At 55.4% G+C, this 23,622-nt stretch carries 20 protein-coding genes and 1 tRNA gene; 12 read left to right on the top strand and 9 right to left on the bottom strand.

Annotation, left to right across the window (positions count from 1 at the left end; genetic code table 11):
- Positions 1-8 precede the first annotated feature (8 nt).
- The 3 genes from hisH to F1728_RS09495 are packed head-to-tail and all read left to right on the top strand — an operon-like array spanning position 9 to position 2,356.
- Complete coding sequence (gene hisH, locus F1728_RS09505) at positions 9-614, top strand: imidazole glycerol phosphate synthase subunit HisH (RefSeq protein WP_155363900.1); 606 nt, start codon at positions 9-11, stop codon at positions 612-614.
- Positions 615-664: 50 nt separating this feature from the next.
- Entirely contained in the window at positions 665-1,405 is a 741-nt protein-coding gene (gene hisA / locus F1728_RS09500; RefSeq protein WP_145439248.1) for a 1-(5-phosphoribosyl)-5-[(5-phosphoribosylamino)methylideneamino]imidazole-4-carboxamide isomerase, read from the top strand.
- Positions 1,406-1,462: 57 nt separating this feature from the next.
- Positions 1,463-2,356 carry a DMT family transporter gene (locus tag F1728_RS09495; protein ID WP_194242750.1) on the top strand — a complete coding sequence of 298 codons (894 nt, stop codon included), beginning with the start codon at positions 1,463-1,465 and terminating at the stop codon, positions 2,354-2,356.
- Between the two features lie 66 nt (positions 2,357-2,422).
- Here F1728_RS09495 and thpR read toward each other — a convergent pair whose 3' ends face one another.
- Positions 2,423-3,043: an RNA 2',3'-cyclic phosphodiesterase gene (thpR, locus tag F1728_RS09490; RefSeq protein WP_145181131.1), complete on the bottom strand. Its 621-nt coding sequence runs from the start codon at positions 3,041-3,043 to the stop codon at positions 2,423-2,425.
- A gap of 39 nt (positions 3,044-3,082) precedes the next feature.
- On the bottom strand, positions 3,083-5,545 hold the full coding sequence (locus tag F1728_RS09485) for a Tex family protein (protein WP_155363898.1): 2,463 nt from the start codon (positions 5,543-5,545) through the stop codon (positions 3,083-3,085).
- 552 nt (positions 5,546-6,097) lie between these two features.
- On the opposite strand from F1728_RS09485, the gene F1728_RS09480 reads away from it, so the two are divergent.
- From F1728_RS09480 to F1728_RS09470, 3 genes are all read left to right on the top strand, one after another.
- Positions 6,098-6,793, top strand: coding sequence for a hypothetical protein (locus F1728_RS09480; RefSeq protein ID WP_155363897.1), 696 nt, complete (start codon positions 6,098-6,100; stop codon positions 6,791-6,793).
- A 72-nt stretch (positions 6,794-6,865) separates the two neighbouring features.
- A complete protein-coding gene (locus F1728_RS09475; RefSeq protein ID WP_155363896.1) occupies positions 6,866-8,410 on the top strand; it encodes an ATPase in 1,545 nt (514 codons plus the stop codon).
- A gap of 209 nt (positions 8,411-8,619) precedes the next feature.
- Positions 8,620-9,579 carry a tetratricopeptide repeat protein gene (locus F1728_RS09470; protein ID WP_155363895.1) on the top strand — a complete coding sequence of 320 codons (960 nt, stop codon included), beginning with the start codon at positions 8,620-8,622 and terminating at the stop codon, positions 9,577-9,579.
- A 254-nt stretch (positions 9,580-9,833) separates the two neighbouring features.
- Here the strand turns inward: F1728_RS09470 and F1728_RS09465 are convergent, their stop codons facing one another.
- Complete coding sequence (locus tag F1728_RS09465) at positions 9,834-11,240, bottom strand: aspartate aminotransferase family protein (RefSeq protein ID WP_155363894.1); 1,407 nt, start codon at positions 11,238-11,240, stop codon at positions 9,834-9,836.
- A gap of 82 nt (positions 11,241-11,322) precedes the next feature.
- Complete coding sequence (locus tag F1728_RS09460) at positions 11,323-12,603, bottom strand: Gfo/Idh/MocA family protein (RefSeq protein ID WP_228030592.1); 1,281 nt, start codon at positions 12,601-12,603, stop codon at positions 11,323-11,325.
- A 261-nt stretch (positions 12,604-12,864) separates the two neighbouring features.
- Between F1728_RS09460 and F1728_RS09455 the strand changes: the two genes are divergently transcribed.
- From F1728_RS09455 to F1728_RS09440, 4 genes are all read left to right on the top strand, one after another.
- Positions 12,865-13,581 carry a GntR family transcriptional regulator gene (locus F1728_RS09455; RefSeq protein WP_155363893.1) on the top strand — a complete coding sequence of 239 codons (717 nt, stop codon included), beginning with the start codon at positions 12,865-12,867 and terminating at the stop codon, positions 13,579-13,581.
- A gap of 263 nt (positions 13,582-13,844) precedes the next feature.
- On the top strand, positions 13,845-14,864 hold the full coding sequence (locus F1728_RS09450) for a sugar phosphate isomerase/epimerase family protein (protein WP_149341566.1): 1,020 nt from the start codon (positions 13,845-13,847) through the stop codon (positions 14,862-14,864).
- Positions 14,865-14,971: 107 nt separating this feature from the next.
- Complete coding sequence (locus tag F1728_RS09445; protein ID WP_155363892.1) at positions 14,972-15,211, top strand: Trm112 family protein; 240 nt, start codon at positions 14,972-14,974, stop codon at positions 15,209-15,211.
- Positions 15,212-15,241: 30 nt separating this feature from the next.
- Positions 15,242-16,045 (top strand): class I SAM-dependent methyltransferase, encoded by an 804-nt coding sequence (locus tag F1728_RS09440; protein WP_155363891.1) that lies wholly within the window; start codon positions 15,242-15,244, stop codon positions 16,043-16,045.
- A 313-nt stretch (positions 16,046-16,358) separates the two neighbouring features.
- On the opposite strand, the gene F1728_RS09435 is transcribed toward F1728_RS09440, so the two are convergent.
- Both F1728_RS09435 and F1728_RS31215 read right to left on the bottom strand, forming a co-directional pair.
- On the bottom strand, positions 16,359-17,252 hold the full coding sequence (locus F1728_RS09435; protein WP_155363890.1) for a DUF1559 domain-containing protein: 894 nt from the start codon (positions 17,250-17,252) through the stop codon (positions 16,359-16,361).
- 192 nt (positions 17,253-17,444) lie between these two features.
- Positions 17,445-18,119, bottom strand: coding sequence for a hypothetical protein (locus F1728_RS31215; RefSeq protein ID WP_194242749.1), 675 nt, complete (start codon positions 18,117-18,119; stop codon positions 17,445-17,447).
- Positions 18,120-18,545: 426 nt separating this feature from the next.
- Between F1728_RS31215 and F1728_RS09425 the strand changes: the two genes are divergently transcribed.
- The gene (locus tag F1728_RS09425) at positions 18,546-19,685 is read left to right on the top strand and encodes an MraY family glycosyltransferase (protein WP_155363889.1); all 1,140 of its coding nucleotides are present in this window, start codon (positions 18,546-18,548) and stop codon (positions 19,683-19,685) included.
- Between the two features lie 120 nt (positions 19,686-19,805).
- On the opposite strand, the gene F1728_RS09420 is transcribed toward F1728_RS09425, so the two are convergent.
- A tRNA-His gene (locus F1728_RS09420) sits at positions 19,806-19,879 on the bottom strand.
- Between the two features lie 245 nt (positions 19,880-20,124).
- Between F1728_RS09420 and F1728_RS09415 the strand changes: the two genes are divergently transcribed.
- Positions 20,125-21,171, top strand: a complete 1,047-nt coding sequence (locus F1728_RS09415; protein WP_155363888.1) for an SMP-30/gluconolactonase/LRE family protein — start codon at positions 20,125-20,127, stop codon at positions 21,169-21,171.
- Between the two features lie 57 nt (positions 21,172-21,228).
- Here F1728_RS09415 and F1728_RS09410 read toward each other — a convergent pair whose 3' ends face one another.
- Together F1728_RS09410 and F1728_RS09405 are read right to left on the bottom strand one after the other, a co-directional pair.
- The gene (locus F1728_RS09410; protein WP_155363887.1) at positions 21,229-22,863 is read right to left on the bottom strand and encodes an anti-sigma factor; all 1,635 of its coding nucleotides are present in this window, start codon (positions 22,861-22,863) and stop codon (positions 21,229-21,231) included.
- Positions 22,860-23,447, bottom strand: a complete 588-nt coding sequence (locus F1728_RS09405; protein ID WP_228030590.1) for a sigma-70 family RNA polymerase sigma factor — start codon at positions 23,445-23,447, stop codon at positions 22,860-22,862. The genes F1728_RS09410 and F1728_RS09405 overlap by 4 nt, the downstream gene beginning before the upstream one ends.
- Positions 23,448-23,622 lie beyond the last annotated feature (175 nt).

The raw sequence follows: 23,622 nt of genomic DNA, 5'->3' as shown, positions 1-23,622 counted from the left end.
AAATACCTATGATTACAATTGTCGACTACGGAATGGGAAATCTGCGGAGCGTCCAGAAGGCCTTTGAAAAGGTGGGCGCGGAAGCACAGATCTGCACAAACCCCGAGGAAATCGCGAAAGCCTCCAAACTGATTCTGCCCGGCGTAGGCGCTTTTCGCGATGCAATCCAGGCCCTCAAGGATCAGAACCTGGTGGAACCGATTCTGGAACACGCCAACTCGGGCAAACCCTTTCTCGGCATCTGCCTCGGGCTGCAGCTCCTGTTCGATGTGAGTTACGAAGACGGCGAATACGAGGGGCTGGGCATCATTCCCGGCAAGGTGGTCCGCTTTCAGGATCAACCCGGTCTGAAGATCCCCCACATGGGCTGGAACCAGATCGACGCCACCCGACCGCATCCCCTGCTGGCCGGCATTCCCGAACACGAACACTTTTACTTCGTTCACAGCTACTATGTGGCCCCCGATAATGACGACGACGTCGCCGCCTGGACGGAATACGGCTGTCGCTTCGCCTCGATGGTCGCCCGCGACAATCTGGTCGCCTGCCAGTTTCACCCCGAGAAGAGCCAGAACGCCGGCCTGAAACTGCTGCAGAACTTTGCTGCATTTTAATTCGACACCATCCGAAATAAGTATCAGAAAAATAGAAAGTCAGCTCAGCTATGGAAATTCTGCCCGCCATCGATATCCGGGGAGGCAAATGTGTGCGTCTGCGACAAGGCGATTACGGACAGGAAACCGTCTTCGGCGACGATCCCACCGAAATGGCCCGCCGCTGGGCTGACGGAGGCGCACAGCGTCTGCACCTGGTCGACCTCGACGGCGCTAAAGCCGGTCAGCCTGTGAATCACGAAGTTGTCCGTAAGATTGTCGACGCCGTTTCCGTTCCCTGCCAGATGGGGGGCGGCATTCGCGACGAAGCCTCAATTAAGCTGATGCTGGACGACGTCGGCATCGACCGCGTCATCGTCGGCACCCAGGCTCTCAAAGATCCTCAGTGGTTCAAAGAAATGGCAACCCGCTATCCGGGGCGGCTGGCACTCGGTCTCGACGCCCGCGACTCCAAAGTCGCCACCGAAGGCTGGCTCGATGTCTCCGAAACCTCGGCCATCGACCTGGCCAAAGAATACGTGGGCGTGGAACTGGCCGCAGTGATCTACACCAACATCGCCAACGACGGCATGATGCAGGGCGTCGATGAAGGGACCATCCAGGACATGATCGCGCTGGCCGAACTTGGTCTCCCAGTGATCGCTTCCGGCGGTGTGACAACCCTCGACGATGTCACCCGCCTGGCCGAAGTCAGCCGCACACAACCCAGGCTGGTCGGTGCAATCATCGGCCGTGCCCTTTACGAAGGGACGATCGCGGTTCCCGATGCCATCGCTGCCGCGACTCCTTAATATGCCGCGACCGCTTGAGTGGGAATGCCGGGGCCCGGCGGACAGGAATCACTGCAAATGACCGACGACGTCGATCGTGGAAAACTGTACCGGGCACGGCTACTGGTGCTCCTCGCCTCGGTGCTCTGGAGCCTGAGCGGTCTGTTCATCAAGTCGCCGCCGTTCCAGTCGATCCCGGCTGAGGATCGCGGCTTGATCCTGGCCTGCTATCGGGCCCTGTTTGCCGGCCTGTTCCTGCTCCCTCTGGTCCGCTTTCGGCACATGCGGTGGCGTCCCGCTCTGATTCCACTGCTGGTCGCCTTCGCCACGATGAACCTGTTGTTCGTCACCGCCATGACCCGCACGTCCGCTGCCGCTGCCATCTTCCTGCAGAACACCAGCGTTGTCTGGGCGATGCTCTTCGGTTATTTTCTCCTGCAGGAACGCATCGAACGCGGCTCGGTCCTGTCCATTCTGATTGTCCTGGCCGGCATCCTCTGCATCGTGGCCGGCGACTGGGCCGGGGAAAACTATGACGGTAATCTGATCGCCCTCACCAGCGGCGTCTGTTACGCACTGGTGGTGATTTTCTTCCGAGTCCTCCGCGACGAACATCCAGCCTGGTTGGTCGCGCTCTGCCTGTTGACCTCCGCGGCCATCGTCGCGCCCTGGGTCTGGAGTCTCGATATCACGCTGACCGGACAGCAGTTCTTCCTGCTGGCACTGCTGGGAGTCATCCAACTGGGGACGCCTTACGTTGTGTTCTCACACGCAGTCAAAACAGTCAACTCGCAGGAAGCAGCCCTGCTGGTGCTCACCGAACCGATCCTGAACCCGATCTGGGTCTGGCTCTTCTGGGGAGAAACGGTAACGGTCTCGACGTTTGTCGGCTGTGCACTGATCGTCGCTGGACTGCTGGTTCGCTTCATCCTCTTTCGCCCGCGACAGGTGCTCCCGCAAGAGTCACAATAAGAGTATCAGAGAAAACTTCCCCGTCTGTACGCCCTGAGAGTCAAGGGCGTGAGGCCCGGTTGGGCATCACGATTGAGATTCGTTTGAATCCAGGGACTTTGCCTGGTTTTTCTTTTTAGGTGCCGGGGGCAGCCGTACTGTCTGCATCTCATGATACTGGGCCCGCTGCGGTTTCAGTTCGCTGCGAAAGAACTTGAGCGTGTCCAGCGTCGCTTCACCCCACTCCGCATCCCGCCGATCAGCCAACAGCTGGAACAGTTCTTCCGGCGGCTTGGCTTTGATACGGGCCAGTGTCAGATGAGCATGGAAGCCTTTGCGTTCCCGTGGGTAGCCCAGTTTTTCGGTCTCGGCTTCGAGGTACTCTGCCATCTCTGCGAGCAGGGATTCGTCTTTGATTCCCGCCCAGACCACATTCGGTCGATCTTCGCGGGGAAACGCACCCAGACCTTTGAAAGCCAGCCGGACGCATTTGAAGCGATTCCGCATCTCTTTCAAAGCGCGACTGACGGGCATGATGTCTTCGAGCTCTGTCGGCCCCAGGAATTTGAGCGTGATATGCATCTGATCTTCGGGGATCGGTTTCACCGCCGACCCCATCTGATTCAGCTTTTCCAGAACTTTACGGAGTCCTCGTGTTGGTTGAACGGGGACGGCGATAAATGTGCGTGCGCGTTGATTCTTCTGCATCGTATTTCTTCAGCAATTCTGCGAGACTCGCAGGTCGTGTTATTTCTTTTTCTGATTCCAGAGCGCCTTGAGTTGATCGAAACCCTGGAGTGGCTGATCTCCGGTTTTCATTTCCTTGGTCAGTTTGGGCAGGGGGGCCTCTTTTTTACCAGGCTTGTTCCGTTTCTTTTTGCCGGGTTTCCGCTTGCGGTTCGCAGCGGAATCGCCCTGGTCCTGTTTTGCCTTATCCGGCTTTTTCTGCTCGTCGGGTTTCGACGGTCCGCGTTGAGATTTTCGCGGCGGTCGTACTGTTCCCGGTTTGATCAATGTCAGAGAGACGCGGCGGCGTTCCAGGTCGACTCCCAGCACCCAGGCGGTAATCACATCACCGACCGAGACGAACTGATAAGGACTTTCAATGAAATGATTCGCCATCTCGCTGACGTGAATCAGGGCGCTGTCTTTCAGGCCCACATCCACGAACGCACCGAAGTCCACCACGTTCAAAACGGTGCCCTGCAGTTCCATGCCCTCGGTCAGCTGTTCCAGCTTGAGCACACCCTGTTTGAAGATGGGCCCCGGCAGATCGGAACGCGGATCGCGTGGCGGTCGGGCAATTGCTTCCAGGATGTCTTCCAGTGTCGGCAGACCGATTTTGAGACTTCCACTCAGCGCCTGCTTGTCGATCTGGGAAACCTTCTCCAGAATCGAAGCCCGTTCCTGGGCCGATGTTTTCAGACTGTCGGGAGGCAGCTCCAGCTGTTCCAGCACCTTATGCGCCGACTCGTAACTTTCCGGATGTATCCAGGTGGAGTCCAGCGGCTCTTCGCCCCGATCAATTTTCAAAAAGCCGGCGGCCTGGGTGAAGGTCGCTTCGCCGATCCCCGCCACATCGAGCAGTTGTTTCCGACTGAGGAACGAACCGTGCTGGTCGCGCCATTCGGTAATCCGTCGCGCGATCAACTGGTTGAGCCCCGAGACGTGCCGCAGTAAAGAAGCACTCGCCGTATTCAGGTTCACGCCCACGTAGTTCACGCACGATTCGATCACTTCATCCAGCGATTCTTTCAGTCGCTTGGAGTTCACATCGTGCTGATACATGCCCACGCCGAGGTGCTGGGGATCGATCTTTACCAGCTCACTCAATGGATCCTGTAAGCGGCGGCCAATCGAAATGGTGCCACGAATCGTTGCGTCCAAGTCTGGAAATTCTTCACGGGCGACCGGGCTGGCAGAGTAAATACTCGCTCCCGCTTCGTTCACAATCAGGTAGCGTGCTTCGGGGAGATTCTGTTCGATCATCTCGGTGATGATCTCTTCCGTTTCCCTGCACGCGGTGCCGTTACCAATCGCGACCAGCTTACAGTTGTGCTCGGTCATCATGTCGGCCAGTTTGTTCCGCGCGAAATCTTTCTTCTCAGCAGAACCGGTTACATACACCAGGTCAGTCGCCACGCAGTAACCGAGTTCATCGAGTACCGCCAGTTTACAGCCCGTGCGCAATCCCGGATCGATTGCCAGGATCCGTTCGCCCTGCAGGGGAGGCTGCAGCAGCAGGTTTTTCAGGTTCTGGGCGAAGACAGAGACCGCATGCTTTTCGGCTTTCTCGGTCAGTTCGCGACGGATTTCCCGTTCCAGGCTCGGCAGGATCAGACGCTGCAGGGCATCGGTAACCACTTCGGTCAGAAACTCACTGAAACGATGACCTTCCAGCTTGAGGTGACTCGCAATGGAATGTCGCGCCGAATCTTCTTCCCACTCAAATCGAACCCGCAGCGCTCCCGATTTTTCTCCGCGGTTGAGTGCCATGGTCCGATGATGGGGAACCTTCACAGCCCGTTCGGAGTAGTTGAAATAATCGCGATATTCCTGGCCCAGCTCTTCTGCTTTTTTGGTCGCGTTGACGGTCAGTTTTCCGGAACGCCAGGCAATCCGACGGGAGATGTCGCGCACATCGGGATCTTCGCCGATCTTTTCCACCAGGATGTCAGCGACCCCTTTGAGAACATCTTCGGTCGTCTGTGCGCCTTCTTCGTCTTTGATGTATTGTTCCGCGGCGACGTTTAAATCTGTCAGCGCTGCATCGCCGGCCCAGATCGCATTCGCCAGTGGTTCGAAGCCATGCTTACGGGCGGCCGCAGCGCGGGACGTTCGCTTGGGACGGTAAGGGCGGTAAAGGTCTTCCAGGCGTTTGAGCGTATCGGCCTTTTCGATTTCCGCTTTGAGTTCCGGAGTGAGCTGCTGTTGAGCTTCGATCAGACGCAGAATGGTAGTGGCCCGCTCGCGCAATTGACGCTTCAGCTGTACCCGTTTCTGAATATCGCGGATCTGAACTTCGTCCAGGTTGCCGGTACGTTCTTTACGGTAACGCGTAATGAAAGGAACCGTGTTGCCTTCATCAAGCAACGCGATCACATTCTGAATCTGTTGTGATGTGAGTTTCAATTCCTCAGCGATTTGCGCTGCGTCACGTTCTGAGAACTGTGAGCCGGATTGATTCTCTGGTATCTCAACCGCATCCATCTCGATCTCGATTCGTTTCGACCTATGGTTACGAAAACTTGCGATCAGAGCTCTGATCAATTACAGGATCTTCTCTGTCTCTTGTGTGTAGAATAACTGTTTTCAGAGAAAATAGAAATGGTCATTCCAGGTGACCGCCGTCTGTCGGGCGCCGAACAGTTTTGCGATACACGAAAGTGTAGTGAGCGTACCACGAGTTTAACAGGCTCACAGAACAGAAATCCGCTCCTCATCAGTGCCTGTTCTATGAAGAAATTTTGAAGAGGTGGTTTCTAAACAAAGCTGCGCGGGGGAACTGCCTCTGTCAAAAAAAGAGAGTCACCAGGGGAACCAGTTTGGCGTGTCGCGCAGCAGGCTTTTCGCACAGCATCAGCGGGAAATTATCTCACTCATTCTGTCGGCAGAATCGTTTTTCCCGTCAGGACCGGACCTCTTCGCTGCCGATAACTCCAGTACTGACTGTCTCCATTCATGCGCGGTCGGGCTGACGCGAATGATGATTGCGGATTGAGGGAGACACACCAAATCTGACTAACACAGGGGGGAGATGGCATGACGACTGCCGTCAGATGGAGTACGTATCTACTTGCGATTTTTGCATTTAGCCTGACACAGGGGCACGAAGCCCAGGCCGGTTGGCCCTGGTCCTGCGATACCTGCAAAGAGGCTGAAAAAGAAGCAAAATGGGCCGAGCGCGCAGCACGACCCGTTGGCTCGCGACAGAAATACAAGTTCGGAGAACTCTGGCCTCCCTATCCCCGGCCGACCGGACCCAAGCAGCACTTCTGGAACCGCTACCATCACGCCCACTACTGGCCTTACCCTTATCAGTGTGAAGACCGGGCTTACGTACGTGATGTCATGGACAGACAGATGCACAATGGCTGGGCCGACCAGACCACGTTGTATGCGTACCACTTCGAGAAAGACAGTAACAAGTTAACCGAAGCCGGTTTAATGCATCTCCGATGGATTCTCACACACGCACCCGAAAGCCGTCGTACCGTCTTTGTTCAGTCGGCCAATGAATCCATTGAAAGCCAGGAACGTCTGGCCAATGTGCAGTACGCTGCTTCTCAGATGGCCGGCGATGACAACCTGCCTCCCACGATGCTGCGTCTCGCACCGACTTACGGACGCCCCGCACGCGAAGAGGACATGAAATACCGGGCTTACATCGGTTCGATTTTGCCACCTCGGATTCTGTATACGCCCGGCGGGGGAACAGCATCGAACGGCGGCAACTGAACCGAGTGCCGCCTGTCGTCTGATTCTAAATCTTTTTTCCTGCTCCGTTTAATTTGAACGTATCGCTGTTGCATGATTGATCGACCTGGTGATGATGAAACGCGGGATGCTGCCGAGGCAGCATTTCGCGCGCAACCTGATGCCCCAACAGATGAGCCCCGCACCGCTGGCCCCAAACAGGATGTGGCTGATCTGTACAGCGATCTGTTTCCGCAAAATGACCAGCCGAAACCTGCAGAGACCGCGCCCCGTTCCGCACAGCGGATCACAGGCACAGCGGGCATGCGCAAGCGTTCTCCCGGCGCAGCGATCCCGGCCCCCAAAACTCTCGAAGAGACCGGCCTGTCGCTGGTGCAGTTGTCGGGGCTGGTACTCAAACAGCTGTATCTGCAGGGAAGTGCCCTCGGGCTCGAAATTTCCCGCAGTGCGCATCTGCCGTTCAGCATTATCGATACGGCTCTGATCTTTCTGAAAGAAGAGAAGTGCATCGAAGTCACGTCCGGCAATGTCATCGGGCGGTCTTCCTATCGATTCCATTTAACAGAACTCGGGCGGGTCCGCGCCCGGGAAGCGTTCGAACAGTGCCGCTATGTCGGGCCGGCGCCGGTCCCGCTGGATGCCTATGTCCGCCAGTGTCAATTACAGACCGTGGTCGGCATCGACTGTACTCCGGAACGGCTCGAAGATTCCTTTTCCGATTTCATCATTCGTGAAGGCCTGCTGGAAGAACTCGGTCCCGCCGTCTGCAGTGGACGGTCTATTTTCATCTACGGCCCACCGGGTAATGGCAAGACACTGATCGCCAAAGGACTGGGACGCTTCCTGAATCGGCAGGGCGGCGAGATCCATGTGCCCTATGCTTTGCAGATGGAAAACAGCATCATCACCCTCTTCGATCCGACCATTCATGAGACGACAGACGACCATGAATTCCTGGATGCGTCATCCATCCAGCGACACACGGCAACCTCTCTACCTGACATGGAAGACTGGAGTAAACCGGAAACTGATTTGCGCTGGCGACGGATCAGGCGTCCGGTCGTCATCACGGGCGGGGAACTGAATCTGGAGATGCTGGATTTACGCTACAATAAAACCAGCAACTTCTACACCGCCCCACTACACATCAAAGCCAATGGCGGCGTGTTTCTGATTGACGACTTCGGCCGGCAACTGGTCAGCCCCAAGGACCTGCTCAACCGGTGGATTATGCCGCTGGAAGACCGGACCGATTATCTCACGCTGGCAACCGGTAAGAAGTTCGCGGTTCCCTTTGAACAGTTGATCGTCTTTTCCACCAACCTGGATCCCAAAGACCTGGTCGATGAAGCCTTCCTCCGCCGGATTCGTCACAAGATTCACATCGGTCCCCCCACACGGGAACTGTTTACCGAAATCGCGCAGCTCTGCTGCCACCAGCGAAATCTGCAGTACGACCCAGTCTTTGTAGATTACCTGTATGACACTTATTACAACCAGGGTCAGTCCCCGCGCTCGAGCGACCCGAGAGATTTACTGGAGATTCTTCAGTCAATTTGTCGATTTAAAGGACAGGAACCCATTCTTTCCACTCAAGTTATCGCAGAGGCAGCACAACGCTTCTTCTGTCAGTTATAAATCCTATCCCAAACATCCTGTCAGATCGGAAGTTACGAAGATCTGTCAGACACCTCGATTGACTCATGATCATTCTGTTCTGTATCGGTTACTGAAACGTTCTGCCAAGCCTCAGCAGTAACGCCGTACCCGTCAGAAGGTCTGATTTTCGGAGTACCGACTGAGAAAATCAAAAAAGTTTCGCTGCTGTATCTCATGGAGGGGATCACATGCCCGTAACACGTTTTACAAAACAGACCTGGCTCGCTGGAATCGCCTGTGCGTTATTGATTTGCAGCGGTTGTTCTTCCATGAAAGATCAGATCGTCAAGAAAAATGATCAGCCGCCGGACACGCTGGAAGAAAAGATTTCCGTCGCGAAAAAGAGGCTGAAGCACCCCGACAAGTTTTACGTGACACACGGCCAGCTGCAGGAAAAGATGGGCGATCTTGATTCTGCCCGCACCTCCTATCAGGTGGCCCTGGGAGAAAATCCCAAATCGATCGATGCCGTACTCGGACTCTCACGCCTGGACCAGGTTGCCGGTCGCAAAATCGAGGCAGAGAAGGGGTTCCAGAAAGCACTCGAGATGGAACCCGAGAATCCCCAGGTTCGCGCCAGCATTGGTCAATTCTATGCCGCCGAACAGAAATGGGATAAAGCCATTCCCCTGTTGAGCGAAGCAATCAAAGCCGCTCCCGCGGACAAGAACATCCGCTATCAGCTGGGAATCGCGATGGCCTCTTCAGGAGATTACCAGGGTGCAATGCCACACCTGATCCGCGCCGTCGGCGAAGCGGAAGCACATTACAACATCGGTTACATCCTGAAAGATCGTGGCGAACTGCAGGCCAGCGAGCAGCAGTTTCTACAGGCCGTCCTGTTGAAGCCCGAGTTCAACGAAGCCCAATACTGGCTGGATGAAATCCGCCGCGAAAAAGAGAACCGGCTCATGCTGGCTGGCGTCTCTTCCAGTGCCGGTGCGAAGGGAACTGCCAAACAGGCCGCTTACACCAAAGCGAAGCCGCCGGCGAAAACCGTACAGAATGCCGTTTCCCAGGGAATGACACCCGCCGGAATTCCTCAGTCACCTCGATGCATCTCCGCTCCGACAGACAACACCCAACAGCCACCGCCCGGCATGAACGCAGAACAGATGGAACAGTGGCGCAACCAGCGTCAGCTCTGATCTGAATCTGATCTTCGCATCAATTAAAAGAGAAAAAATGAAGGGTGGGCCCGAATGGAATTCGGGCCGAGCGCAGCGAGCAGGAAACTGACTGTGTTGCGTTCCTGAATGAGAGTCAGTGCTTTGCTCATCTGTCTGCTCTGATTGTGTTCGATTGTCAAAGCGAAACACGATATCGATACCAATTGACACACAAAAAAACAGGCCCCGCATCACACGGGGCCTGTTTCATTTTCAATGCATCGCTTCTCCACTTAAGCGGAGGCAGGAGCTTCCTGCAGTTGAGCAGCCAACTGTTCGCAGAGCCGCTTCAACAGGGCGATCGATTCTTTCGCTTCCGCTTCGGTCATTGTCATTGGTGGACTGACGCGAAGCACGTTACCGGCCAGGGCACCCAGCAGGTGAATGCCGTCGCCACCCTCTTCACCGAGGTAGCAGGTCTTGACCAGATCAATCGCGACTTCCTGACTGGTCTTGCCACCCAGTTCGGCACATTCGATTCCGAAGACCATGCCTTCGCCGCGGACCTTGGCGATGACGCCAGTCTCTTTCAGGCTCAGCAGACCTTCAGTGTAGAGAGCAGACAGCTTCTGTGTGTTCTCCATCACGTCCGTCGATTCGAACTCGTCCAGTGTCGCCAGTACGGATGCGGAAGAGAGCGGGTTGGCACTCCAGGTGTCAGAGGCTTCGCCGTATTTCAGGCTGGCAATGACATCGCTGCGACCCACGGCTGCAGCCACAGGCACGCCGTTTCCGAGGCCTTTACCCAGTACAACGAAATCGGGCTCAACCTGGTATTTTTCGAAAGCGTACATGCAACCGGTGCGGCCGAAGTTGGCCTGCACTTCATCTAAGATCAGCATGATGTCGTGTGCCCGGCAGAAGTCCTGCAGCACTTTGTGGTAAGCCACCTGCGGATGGTAACTGCCCCCACCGCCCAGGTAAGGCTCGGTGATCAGACAGTTAATCCGTGAGCCGTACTCGGTCCACATGTCTTCCAGTTCTTTCTGGTAGGCAGCGGTATCCAGTACATCGTCCTTCTTGCTCATGTCGTCGCATTCGGTACGCGGGAAGCTGATGAACTTCACGCGCGGATCGCGATCAGCATCGGTTTCCGAACCGGTGACGGCACCCGCCAGACCCTTTTTACCATGAAATCCATAGCGGGTTGCGAGGATGATGTCCCGTGCGGGATCGCGGTGCAGACAGGCCCAGAGTGCCTTCTGAACTGCTTCTGAACCGGAAGCCGCCCACATGACTTTGTCGCAGCGGTTGCCCCCTGTAAAAGACTGAATGTTGGCAATCAGTCGCTTGCTGGCTTCAGTTTCAATCGGGGTGACGGCATTGTAAGCAGTCAGGGTGACCGCTTCGAAGTATTCGCCTTCCCCTTCGCCGGTCACATGTTCCGGCTTCCAGCCCATGTATTCGCTGAACCGCTTCATCCAGCTGCGGGGATTGTGACCCAGGTTCGCCACCAGCACGCCCGAGGTGAAGTCGTACAGACGACGACCTTCCGGAGTCCAGTGGTAGCAGCCGGCGGATTTGGCCAGTACCGCCTGGCTGGGGGTGAAGGTTCGCAGGGCCAGAGGTTCGGTCTGGAACAGTTCGTCCCGCACCGCGTTAGACTGATTTTCGTTATCAAAGTGAATGGCAGTTGTCATGATGATCTCTTTTACATAACAGGTAAATGACAATGGTTAATGAATGTTGATCCGGCACCGGGGCACGAATCTGCAAGCAGGGTTAAACGGTGCCTTCGTAGAGCACTTCGAATTCGCTCGAACCAGGACGATAGAGCACCAGGCCACCGTTCTCGTCGTTTACACGCACGACGCAATCCGGTTCGCCTGCAGCCCGTTTTTCCAGAATGGCTTCGAGTGCCTGGACGGCGGCCACGGTCTGACGATCCGCCGACAGGTCGTTGTAGTCCAGCGATCGAATCTGCGCCAGGCGTTCTGCCCGTTCCGATTCGGGACCGCCGAATTCCACCTGGGCAACTTCTTTCGCAAACTGTTCGATCACTTCAATTCCATAACCCCGCTGCGAACGTTCGTTCCAGGGTTCTACAAATGGAGCGTTGAAGTGGTTGTTCAAAGAGTTCTTGATCTCGTTCGGCGTTTTGTCTTCCACGGTGCATTCCACACCACGTTTACGGGAGTGACCGTTCCACAGACCATTGTCGAAGCGGAACTGAACTTCCTGTTCGACATAGCCGGGGAAGTTATCCGGGGTGACCCACGAAGTCTGAATATCGAAGGCGGCTTCGCGGCCCGATTCGTATTCGTAAACCATCTTCATCTGGCAGCTGTCCCAGGTCGGGCCATCTTTGTCGCCTACCAGACCGCGCTGGCCGGCGGCGGTGATGGTCTTCAATTTTCCACCGAACGAGAAGTCGATCAGTTTGATGTAATGCACGGCGACATAGGTTCCAGGGTTACGACCGGTAATCCACTGTGCAAACTGCTGACCTGAAATTGCCTTGGGTTCCAGCAGCGAGCAGTAGCCGTTATTCACATGCTGCAGTACGCCATCATAAACCAGCGAACGCATCCGCTTGTGATCCGGATCGAACAGCTTGTGATAGACCACTTTGGCAGTCACATTATTTTTCTCAGCCAGAGCCACCAGTTCGTCCAGCTCCTGCAGAGACAGAACAGAGGGCTTTTCCACGATTACATGCACGCCTGCACCCAGCAGCTTCTTGCAGGCATCGAAGTGACGGTCATCGGGAGACGCGACACAGGCGAAGTTCACACCCGCTTCGATCATCTCTTCGATGGCGTTATCACCGACGAAGCTCTGGAAGCCGCCGACTTTGTCGCCGCGCTCTGCCAGGTACTTCTCGGCCCGGGATCCGGTGCGGGTGACCACTGCATCCAGCGAAACTTCCACCGGGCCGGTAGACCGCTGGTAGAGGTCCTGTTTGTAAACCGTTTCGAAGAAGGGACGATAGGTTTCATCGACGATCATACCGAAGCCAACCATGCCGGCTTTCAGTTTGGGGAGTGTTCCTGCTGGACTCATTAGTTAATCCCTAAGTGAATTCAAAATATGTGGTTTTCGAAGGTGTAAATTCGCGGTTCCCTGCTATAATCAGGGGTGTAGTGCTTGGTGAACCCCCTCGAACAGCCTGAAAGTGAATTCACTTTATGGCGGGTTGACCGTTTTGTCAAGCCCGCAGATGCGCGGCAGAGGAAAAGATTTCGAGCTTTTCCCGCCCCGGTAGCAGAGTCCAGCCCCGGTATTTCTTGAGAAACTGAGATCCCTGTGAATAAAGAGACAAGTTTGCTGACCGAATCCACGGAATTGCACTCACTTCAGGAAGACGAGAATCTCTCCCTGGTAGATGAGGTGTACCAGAAACTGCTGCTGCGGATCATTCGCTGTGAACTGCCCGGCGGAACAGAACTGAAGAGCACACAACTCGCCCGTGAGATCGGCGTCAGCCGGACCCCGGTCGTTCAGGCCCTGGCACGCCTGCAGGCCGACGGGATCGTGATTCAGCAGAAAAATCACCGGGCCGTCGTCCGGGAAGGGGCCGAGAACTGGCTTGTGGAAATTCACGAACTCCGCCTGTTGCTCGAACCATCTGCCGCCGGGATGGCCGCCGGACGGATCAGCGCTGCAGAAATTCAGCGTCTGCAGGAACTGGCTGCCGGAGTCAAAGCCTGTCAGCAGGAGTACGAAGACGGCGATCAGTCTGTGGAACAGGTTCAGAAATGGGGCGCCGCTTCCCGTAACTTTGACTACGCACTGCATCTGAGCATCGCCGACCATTGTGGTAATCTTCCGATCTGTGAAGCCATTCACAAATGCTGGAGCTATAAACGGGTATCCTACTCTGCCGCCGGGGAAACACCCGAAATCATGACGCGGGGGCTCTACGATCACCTGGTGCTCCTCGATTCACTGAAACAGCAGGATGCCGAGACCGCATCTGCCGCGATGACCATGCATTTACGTAATGCCTCCCGCATGCGACCTGATCGTTTGATTGTCTGATTACGGTTCGCGAGGGAATTCTTAACGAGCCTCTGAAAAAGCAGGGGGGAACTTCGCGTAGCTCTTGAAACTTGGCTCCAACCTGTCAAAATGACCGGGAACTGGTCTGTTTTCGCGGTCCTGTTTTACTGGGAAATCACGCGAAATTTCTGCAGCGCTGGCCGGTTACTTTCAAAGTGGAATAGTCTCCGCCCCGATAGTAGTGCTGATTGCTCCACGTTTATCCGCTTTAGATTTAGAAACAAAAAAGGTTAATCTCCGTCATGTCAGATAATCCAAGTGTCATTTTAAGTGCCTTTGCTGATGAAGCCGCCAATCATAAAACCGCTGTTGAACAGATGGTGGCACTCTCCGCGCTGGGATTGAAATACTACAGCCCCCGCTTTATCGATGTGAACGGGGATGGGAACGTCAAGCATGTCGTCGATCTGAACAAAGCCGAATACAAGCAGTTGCTCAAGCTGCACGATGAGTACGGCATGAATGTCACCAGCATCGGTGCCCGCGTTGGTAAGATCAAACTGGTCGACAAAGAAGATGGTTCACACAACGTCTTCGTGCCCTTCAAGGAATACCTTAAGAAAGAAGTTGCCAACACAATCAACGCAGCGACCACCCTCGGTACCAAGCTGATCCGTGGTTTCTCCTTCTACCCGCCTAAGGGTGAAGATCCCAAGCCTTACATGAACCAGGCCGTTGATCAGATCGGGGAAATCGTCGATCTGTGTGCCAAGGAAGGTCTCGTGTACGGCCTCGAAATCGAGCCTAACCTGATCGGGGAAACCGGACCGCTGCTGGCCGAACTGGCCCGCAAAGTCAAACGCCCCAACATGGTCACCATTTATGATGGCGGAAACATCGCCGCTCAGAACAAAGACGCGATGCAGTGTCTGAGCGAGTTCCACGACATGAGCAAATCCATGGGTTGGCTGCACATCAAAGATTACGCCGTCGATCCCGATCTGGAATGGACGGGTGTGGTTGACGAAGAACGTCTGAAAAACTTCGTTCCCGCCAACGTGGGTGATGCCGGTCATGAGTTCATCCTGCGGGAACTCCGCGACATGCTCCCCAAGATGGACAAGAAGATGAAAAAACTGGGCGTGCCCGGCGTCTTCCTGGAAGTCGAGCCGCACCTCAAAGGGGGCGGACAGTTCGGCGGATTCAGTGGTCCCGATGGAATCGGCGTCGCAGTGCGGGCGCTTTGCTCCGTTCTCGATTATGTCGGCATCGATTATGAACTCCGCGGTTTCAAAGACATTCAGGAACTGCGTGGCTTCTAATCAGAGTCGCACTTAAAAGATTGAAGTGGGGCGGATTTCAGAGAAAACTGTTGATCTCCGCCCCCTTCTGTTACAATTCAGAGACAGTCGTTCAAGAGTAATTATCAATGGCCTTTGATCCACAACGTTTACAGGACATCATTGCCTGCCCCAAAACCAAAGCCAGGCTGGTCTGCGACGGTGACTTTCTGGTCTCCGTCGATCCGGCGACGCGACTCAAGTATCCCATTCGCGACGGAATCCCGGTGATGCTCGTGGACGAGGCAGAGGAAGTGTCCCCGGAAGAATGGGCGGCCATCATGCAGCGACATGAACGAAATCCGGAAACAGGAGAAGCGGTCTTCTGATTTTCCGTTAACACGGTTTAAGGAGATCTGATGAAACCCACGTCGAAGCTTTTCCGATCCGATACGTTCTGCTTCCGGTGCTACACACTGGCTCTCCTGGTCCTCGTCGGTCTGGCCAACTCCGCATCTGCCGCCGAGCCTGCTGCCACAAAACAGAAGCCCGACACGCAGGACGACCGCTATTCTTATCGTCTCGACGAACACGATCCCAACGGCATTGGCAAATTCTACCTGGGACGTGAAATCGCCCGCGTGATGGGTTACCAGGGCGCCCCCTGGCTGGAACGCACCACCCGCGAACGGGAAGAACGCCTGTCGTTGCTCCCCAAAGCACTCAAACTGCAACCCGGTATGGACATTGCCGACATCGGCGCAGGCAGCGGCGTAATCTCGGTGATCCTCGCCGAACACGTCACTCCGGGAGGAAAAATCTACGCCGTCGATGTGCAGCAGGAGATGCTCGACCTGCTCAAGAAAAAACTGGACAAAATGGGCGTCGATAACGTGGTGCCTGTCCTGGGAACACAGAAATCACCCGGTCTCAAACCGGAGTCCATCGACCTGGCGATCATGGTTGACGTCTACCACGAGTTCGAGTTTCCCTATGAGATGATGCGGGAGATCTCCAAGGCACTTAAACCCAAGGGCCGCGTCGTACTGGTCGAATACCGTAAGGAAGATCCGACCGTCCCCATCAAGCTGGTTCACAAGATGTCCGAAGCCCAGGCGAAAAAAGAGGTCTCCCGCCCCGAACTGAATCTCAAGTGGAAAGAGACCATCGGCATCCTCCCCCGCCAGCATATCCTCGTCTTTGAAAAGACGGCTGACGAATAAATGTCGAGTTGTAGGGGTGGATACATGTGTCCGCCCGCCTGGCGATGTACGATTCAGAATCACTCTTCCACTGGATCCAGAATAACACCCCCTGAACCGGATGGGCCCGAATGTAATTCGGGCCGAGCGCAGCGAGCAGGAGGTCGCAGGAAATCGAGCGAGCTTCATTAGACTTACCAACCAATTTTCAGGTAGGGGCAACCCTGCGTGGTTGCCCGCAGTATTGAGTTCATTCTCATTTCAAATCAACAAAAAAACCTGCTCACAACACAAGCTGTGAGCAGGCAACATTCATTCAAGCCATCAGCGTAATTTAATACTCGCCGATCACTTCGCCTCCTGAGATCGTACTCAGCCCTGTATAAACACCAAAGTCGATGCTGGAACCAATGAGCCGCACGGAACCGTCACCCAGCAGGAACTGGGCAAAACCGATGTGCGGTGCCGAGACATCCCGGTCATCACTCTGCGGTGAATTGGGCACATGCCCCGACTGGAAGAGTACCATGTGACCATGGTCGTCCGTCGGATCAGAGATATCACGCACGGCACCAGCCCAGGTCGTTTCGTACTCGAAATGGTTCCCGTGCGACGCCCCATTACGGAAGGCACCGTTCTGGCGTTCTCCCACGCAGAGCGTATTCGACATGCCATCAATGATGTCACGAGCGCGGGTGGAACTGTTGCGGCTGAACATCCCCGCTCGTTTCTCCTGGGTCGCATCCAGGTCCGGCGGACCGAAACTGGCGACATAGCAGCCCATCGCGTAACGTTCCGCGGAGCTTCCCATCTCCACGAAATTATTCTCGGAAACGGGATCTGAGGGACAGAGCAGGCCCGGGATCTGTTTTTCCCGCGCCGTCAGGTTGGCGGCGTCGAAGATCGGCAGGTTGAAGTTAAACTCATTATATAAGTTGGCCTGATCGAGCATCGGCAGGATCATCGCAACCCAGCCGAATCCCAGTTGATTTCCCGAAGCGCCGGGCCGGTAAATGTAGCCGGGAGGATAACAGCCATGCGTATCATGGTAGTTATGCAGCCCCAGGCCCAGCTGCTTCAGGTTATTTTTACAGGACGTTCTGCGCGCTGCTTCCCGCGCCTGCTGAACGGCAGGCAGGAGCAGGGCGATCAGAATCGCAATAATGGCAATGACCACCAGGAGTTCAATCAGTGTGAACCCTCTGGGGCGATGCGTTTGGACTTTCATCGTTTTACTTTCTGAAAGAATGTGCGCAGCGGTACCGACAGTTTCTGCGCGGACCGGCAGTGCAAGAAAGACATTCTGGAACAAGGTGCGCAAACCGAACCTGTCAAAGCGTGGGAAAGTGGTTTTCCCTCACGATAGGCGCAGCACTCGCACGTTCCCTGAGGCAGATCGACAATGATCGCGTCAGGGGAATTACGAGAATGAAGCAGAAAGCAAACGTTGTGGCGGGGGGACGGGGGGCGTGTCGCGGAGGCGTTGATAGCAGGCTTCCGCTGAGTTGAGATTCGCAAAACAGTCTGCGCGCAAAGGTACGCGGCCACGCTCGGGAGGCGCGACGCACATCCAGGATGAAACCAGTTCCGAAATCAGCCGCTCCCAGGGAATCGCCGAGAATCGCAGACCATCGGGGAGACTGCCTGTTTCCTGGACACTGGTCTCCGAAGTTGCAGGGGCGACAGCGACCTCAGTGGCTGCTGGCTCTGAGGAGGATGCAGGCAGTTGGACTGTGAATTCCCACCAGAGCAACCTGATATGCATATGCTTGTGAGGGGACTGGACCACCTTGGTGGCAGGCTCTTCCTGATCGATATGAGAGTGTCCATGCCCGTGTGCATGGTCGTGCCCATGGCTGTGACCTGCATGCGAATGGCTGTGAGAGTGACCATGCCCGTGGCTGTGGGGATGCCCGTGGCTGTGGGAATGGCCATGCCCATGCGAATGACTGTGTCCCGCAGAGTGGGAGTGCTGGTGCGCACTCTCTCCGCCGGAGTGGGTATGCTCAATCTGTACCTGGAGTGACTGGAGCAGAACTCCCAGCACTCCCAGGACACCGATGATCCAGGAAAAGTAACGCAGACCTTGTTTCATTACAGTTTGACGATAATTCTCAGCTCCCCCAAAATCAATCACCGCTCCAATTCTGATGAGAGTTCTTCACAAAATGGCAGTAGACGGTCTCTTCAGGTGAGGTTTTATATGTTCAGGTAGGGTTTGTTGAGCGAGGGACTTTTCTCATATCAATGACCGTCAAAAAGCAGATTTTCCAGCTGAAAACAGGGGTTTCATAACGGATTGACCCATTTTTCGCTTAATAGTATACTTCGCCCCGACTTGCTCCCCTCTCTTCAGGAATTCAGCGGTTTGCTGTGTGAATTTCAGGGGGGAGGCAACCTGGAAGCGGGGAAGATCGGATCCTGTTTAGGGAAACCGGACTTCCACAAAAAAGTGATCAACAGTCTGACCTGAATTGGAAGCGCAATTCATTCAGGGCCAGATAAGGGCTAGCGTGAAGTAATGGTGTTTGACAGTGTAATCACATCAACTGTGATGCTTATCGGCGTCTCCGTAGCGACTCTGGTCGGTGCGCTGCTGATCATCCGGCTGGCCCCCACTCTCGGATTGGTGCAGAAGCCCACCAATCGCTGTTCCCACATTCAACCGACGCCCCGCGGCGGCGGTCTCTCCTTTGTTGTGATCAGCCTGCTGGCGACCACGGTCTGCCTCTGGAATGAAGTCAGCTCCGGATCGCTGTTGACCGTACTGCTCTGCGGCGGTGCGCTGATTGCGGCGATCGGGTTCTGTGACGACCTGTATCAGCTTTCGATTAAAAAACGCCTCGGAGCGCAGATTCTGATTATCGCGGCTTCCGTTTATACACTCCTGCCGGCTCCCGTGATTGAACTCTGGGGAATCCGGCTGCAGTCTGATGTCATCTGCTGGGGGATCACGGCCCTGGCTCTGGTCTGGTGGCTGAACCTGTTTAATTTCATGGACGGCATCGACGGACTGGCGGGGATGGAAGCCACTTGCATTCTGACCACCGCCGGCGGCCTGATGTATTATCAACAGGGAGCTGCATCGTCGCTGGTTCTGCTTCCCATGCTGATCCTGACTGCCAGCCTGGCGGGCTTCATCCTGGTCAACTGGGCTCCCGCGAAAATCTTTATGGGCGATGTCGGCAGTACCTTTCTGGGGTATACGCTGGGAATGCTGGCGGCAACCACCGTGTATTCCGGTGCGTTGAACCTCTGGGTCTGGCTCATTCTGCCTGGCGTCTTCTGGGTGGATGCCACGTTTACATTACTGCGGCGCATGCTGCGGGGAGATCGCTGGTACCAGGCACATCAGAGCCATACCTATCAACGCGTTTCCCGCTACCTGGTTGAACCGGAAGGGAAAAACCTGACCCGCAAAGCCGCACATCGCAGAGTTACTCTCGTCGCTCTGGCTCTGAATGTCTGCTGGCTCTTACCGCTGGCGACAATGGCCCTGTTCTGGCCTGCCTGGGGCCTGCCTCTGGTGATGATCGCCTGGACGCCGCTGGTGGCACTCGCCGCATGCTATGGTGCAGGTAAGCCTGGAAATATTCCGTTGCCTGCCGAAGGGAATGTCTCCCCCTCAACGCTGCGGAAAGAGCTGCCTCTCAAGATCTGAATCGAGGTGCTGGCTGTGATCGCAACATCACGGGAGAGCTGTTCCATCTGCAAGGAACAGAAGAGGCGGAGCCGCGACTGTCTGATCACGTCGCTGAAGGGGCCTCAAAAGAGAAAAAAGGGTGAGTAACGGGGTTCGAACCCGCGACCTCCGGAATCACAATCCGGCGCTCTAACCAACTGAGCTATACCCACCATATGTGTCTTGTTCAGACTGATTTTAATCGGTTTTCAGGCTGCTGAAAAGTCTTCAGGGACCCGAATCGGTTCAGAGCCTACGTTATCGAAGCACCTTTCGGGATGCAAGTATTCCAAGCCCCTGATTCAAGAATATTTCCTCGATACGTGCATCTCCTGCACACAATCTGTAGAATTGATACTTCAATATTCCCCGATGAATTCACTTGATCTCATAGACTTACAAAACAGGGAAAAAGCGCATGAAAACCATTCCACTCTCCTGTCTGCTGCTGGTCACAAGTCTCCTCTGTCTCGCCCCCTCCCAAGGGCACGCGCAGGACTCGACCAATTACCCCACACTGGGCGAAGTCATTCGCATTGATCCACGTCTCGATCAACTGATAGACAAGGATGCGAAGATCGAGGTTCTCTCCTCCGGCTTCGATTGGTCCGAAGGTCCTGTCTGGGTTGGAGATGCGAAAGACGGTTATCTGCTCTTTTCCGATATTCCCCGCAACTCGGTCATGAAATGGAAAGAGGGAACTGGTGCGTCTCTGTTCATGAAACCCTCGGGATACACCGGAGTCGCTCCCTACGGAGGCGAGCCTGGCTGCAATGGTCTGATCCTGGATCCTCAGGGACGGCTGGTCTCCTGTGAGCATGGCGACCGGCGGATTTCCGTCCTCACCAAAGATGGGGGCAAGCGGACGATGGTCGACAACTACATGGGCAAACGTCTCAACAGCCCCAACGATGGTACATTCAAATCCAACGGGGATTTCTACTTCACCGATCCCCCGTACGGTCTGCCCGATCGTTATAACGATCCCCGTCGCGAACTCGACTTCTGTGGCGTCTACCGTCTGGCGACTGACGGAACCCTGACTCTGCTTACGAAAGAAATGACCCGCCCCAACGGCATCGCCTTCTCACCGGATGAAAAAACACTGTACGTCGCTCAGTCCGATCCTGAAGCCGCACTCTGGAAAGCATTCCCCGTCAATAAGGATGGGACACTGGGGCAGAGCAAGGTCTTCTGTGATGTCACCGAAAATGTCGGCAAGCTCCCCGGACTTCCCGATGGTCTGAAGACCGACCTCAAAGGGAACGTCTTCGCCACCGGACCAGGGGGCTGTTATATCTTCAGTCCCGAAGGAGATTTGCTGGGACGCATCAGCACCGGCGAACGGACCGCCAACTGTGCCTGGGGGAATGACGGTTCAGTCCTCTACCTCACCGCAGATACTTACCTGGTTCGCATTCAGACCAGGACCAGGGGACACGTCGGACCACAGAAGGCCAAATAAGACGGTCGTCCCATCAGACGGTCTTAGATCTAAATCACCTCCCTCCCGGTGTTCCCCTCAGCGGGACGCCGGGGGAGCGGGAGGTACAACTGGTGTCTGGCTCTGACTGTTCTTAAACACAAACAGCACTCTGACCGGGGGTTTATCCCCGCCTGCGGATCGCTGGCTCGTTGTCAGTTTCTGATCAGCAGCGTATGGCAGCAGCCCCTGGTTCGGCTTGGAGGCAACCAGGGGCGCCTCGGGTGAAGCAGACCTGGCCTGGCTCAATGTCGGGAGTGGCGTCGCTCGTTTGTACTCTCTTGCGCGTCGCGTGAGCTGTTCGGCAGGCACCTGCATCCGATAGCGGGTCTGGTAACCTGTGTTATCGTTCGAACGCGCCAGACCATCGTTAGCAGAAGCATCGTCGCTGGCTTTGATATCCTGCTTTTGATTGCCGCCCACTTCGAAGGGGGTGTCAGCTTTGACTTCGGTGTTCTCTGCCAGCAGACGTGGCAGGTCTTTGACGCTTTCCGTCAGTGAAGATTCATCGATGGCCGGCTGCAGGGACAGGCCCAGCAACTGACTCTGATTCAGATCTTTCTGCAGATCATTCAGCGCCGAGGCCACCTGGGTATCGGAGGCTTCCACGAAGACCGCGAACAGTTCATCCTCTTGAGCCGATTCCGTCTTCTTTTCACCGGCGCCGTTACCGTTCTGGGAATTCAGGCGGTTCAGCTGACGTTCCACTTCGGACTGTTTTTTCTGATTGACCGGAATGTTATTCTTGCTCAACAGCAGTTCCATGGTGCCCAGTGCCTGTTTCACATCGACCACTCGCACTTCAATCACTGCAACCTTGCCATTGATATCCTGGAAGTAAGGCAAGACGTCGCCAATACGAATCGCATCCATGGGGATATGTGAGGGCAGACCTGTCATCGGAGGAATTACCGGAAACGTGAGACGATTCCGGGCTTGGACTTCCGCCATGCGTTGCATGGCTTTCTGCTCTGCAAACGTGTTTTTAATCGCAAAGTCTGCCGTCTCTTTACGGGCCAGACCAGCCCTGCCCACCCCTGGTTGTCCTTTCACCAGCTCGCTTTTCGCAGCGGCAGGGGCTGACATCCGCAGGGAGACAGAAGGCGCATTCTCAGGGGGAGCTGCCGCCGCTTTCATTTTCAGGTCTGCGACCGGTTTACCCTGGTAACTGAAACTGTCATGATACGCGTCCATCTGCTCACCTTCCCGCAGCGCGCCCTCTGATTCGGGAGCGGGTTCGGCATGACTCATTAGTGTTGGCTGTTGATCGGAAGAGGTCATCTGCCAGTTGGTACCTGCGTTCGGCTCTGGAATATTCAGCAGTAAAATAAATAAGACCAAGGCTGCCAGAGAAGAACAGGTACTGATAGCGACCGCAATCCGGTAACGCAGCATCGAAGGACCCGACGGGGCCGGAGCCGTCGCGGGTGTTGCTGGAGTGGAATTCAACAGGGTTTCCTGTTCGATCCGTTTACGGATCGAGGGCGCCAGTTCGGGGGGCGCAGATTCCGTCGCTGTCTCCTGGATCAGCCGGGAGATCTCACCGAACTCGTGCAGTTCCTGTCGCGCTGCCGCTGACTCTTCCAGCAGCGACTCCAACTCCCGGCTTTCCTCGTCAGAGGACTCCCGGTCGAAGTAGGCGGACAGGTTTTCGTTAGATGATGGACTACTCATTTTGATTCACTTATAGATGACTCGTGGTCAGACTCGGAAACACGGGCCAGGGGTGCCTCCTGGAACAACGCGTTCAGTTTCTGTTTCAGTTCATTCCTTCCTCTAAAAATGCGGCTGCGGACCGTTCCCAGTGGAACATCCGTGAGCTCTGCGATTTCTCCGTATGACAAACCTTCCAGCTCCCGCAGAATCAGCGGGGTCCGGTATTCTTCCTGTAATTCATTCAACGCCTGGTGGACGATCTGTTTGCGCTCGGTGCGTTCTGCCACGTCGGGAGGGTGTTGGTCGGGGTGAGGATCTTCCAGCCATTGACCTGACTGGTTTTCCTGCGGATCAATGGGGGTGGCGGATCGTTTCTGTTTTCGTTTCTGGGTAATCGCTGCATTAAAAGCGATGCGGAACAGCCAGGAGTAAAAGGCGGCTGTTCCCCGGAATGTGTTCAACTTGAAAAATGCCTGGGTAAAGCCTTCCTGGGCTGCGTCGCGCGCATCGTCGCTGGAGCCCAGAATCCGCACCAGTGTTCGATACAGACGGTCCTGATATTTTAGAACCAGCTGATCAAACGCCTCAGTACGACCTGCCAAACACTCTTGAATCAGGTATTGATCATTGTTGGTCACAGTAATAGAGAGACGAAACCAGGCTCAAAGAAGTTCCCACGGTTCACAGAAAACCGCAGTTTTGCACAAATTCGATCAACGCTGAGATGGTATCTTCTTACTTTTCAGCAGCTTACGTCAATATCAATTCGTGAGATCG

Source organism: Gimesia benthica (genome assembly GCF_009720525.1).
GTDB lineage: Bacteria > Planctomycetota > Planctomycetia > Planctomycetales > Planctomycetaceae > Gimesia > Gimesia benthica.
The sequence above is the reverse complement of the archived record's forward strand: the minus strand, read 5'-3'. Positions and strand labels throughout refer to the sequence as shown.

What these genes read in the sequence shown, in the direction of transcription:
- hisH (WP_155363900.1), top strand. Translation starts at nt 9, where the DNA reads ATGATTACAATTGTCGACTACGGAATGGGAAATCTGCGGAGCGTCCAG.
- hisA (WP_145439248.1), top strand. Translation starts at nt 665, where the DNA reads ATGGAAATTCTGCCCGCCATCGATATCCGGGGAGGCAAATGTGTGCGT.
- F1728_RS09495 (WP_194242750.1), top strand. Translation starts at nt 1,463, where the DNA reads ATGACCGACGACGTCGATCGTGGAAAACTGTACCGGGCACGGCTACTG.
- thpR (WP_145181131.1), bottom strand. Translation starts at nt 3,043, where the DNA reads ATGCAGAAGAATCAACGCGCACGCACATTTATCGCCGTCCCCGTTCAA.
- F1728_RS09485 (WP_155363898.1), bottom strand. Translation starts at nt 5,545, where the DNA reads ATGGATGCGGTTGAGATACCAGAGAATCAATCCGGCTCACAGTTCTCA.
- F1728_RS09480 (WP_155363897.1), top strand. Translation starts at nt 6,098, where the DNA reads ATGACGACTGCCGTCAGATGGAGTACGTATCTACTTGCGATTTTTGCA.
- F1728_RS09475 (WP_155363896.1), top strand. Translation starts at nt 6,866, where the DNA reads ATGATTGATCGACCTGGTGATGATGAAACGCGGGATGCTGCCGAGGCA.
- F1728_RS09470 (WP_155363895.1), top strand. Translation starts at nt 8,620, where the DNA reads ATGCCCGTAACACGTTTTACAAAACAGACCTGGCTCGCTGGAATCGCC.
- F1728_RS09465 (WP_155363894.1), bottom strand. Translation starts at nt 11,240, where the DNA reads ATGACAACTGCCATTCACTTTGATAACGAAAATCAGTCTAACGCGGTG.
- F1728_RS09460 (WP_228030592.1), bottom strand. Translation starts at nt 12,603, where the DNA reads ATGAGTCCAGCAGGAACACTCCCCAAACTGAAAGCCGGCATGGTTGGC.
- F1728_RS09450 (WP_149341566.1), top strand. Translation starts at nt 13,845, where the DNA reads ATGTCAGATAATCCAAGTGTCATTTTAAGTGCCTTTGCTGATGAAGCC.
- F1728_RS09445 (WP_155363892.1), top strand. Translation starts at nt 14,972, where the DNA reads ATGGCCTTTGATCCACAACGTTTACAGGACATCATTGCCTGCCCCAAA.
- F1728_RS09440 (WP_155363891.1), top strand. Translation starts at nt 15,242, where the DNA reads ATGAAACCCACGTCGAAGCTTTTCCGATCCGATACGTTCTGCTTCCGG.
- F1728_RS09435 (WP_155363890.1), bottom strand. Translation starts at nt 17,252, where the DNA reads ATGAAAGTCCAAACGCATCGCCCCAGAGGGTTCACACTGATTGAACTC.
- F1728_RS31215 (WP_194242749.1), bottom strand. Translation starts at nt 18,119, where the DNA reads ATGAAACAAGGTCTGCGTTACTTTTCCTGGATCATCGGTGTCCTGGGA.
- F1728_RS09425 (WP_155363889.1), top strand. Translation starts at nt 18,546, where the DNA reads ATGGTGTTTGACAGTGTAATCACATCAACTGTGATGCTTATCGGCGTC.
- F1728_RS09415 (WP_155363888.1), top strand. Translation starts at nt 20,125, where the DNA reads ATGAAAACCATTCCACTCTCCTGTCTGCTGCTGGTCACAAGTCTCCTC.
- F1728_RS09410 (WP_155363887.1), bottom strand. Translation starts at nt 22,863, where the DNA reads ATGAGTAGTCCATCATCTAACGAAAACCTGTCCGCCTACTTCGACCGG.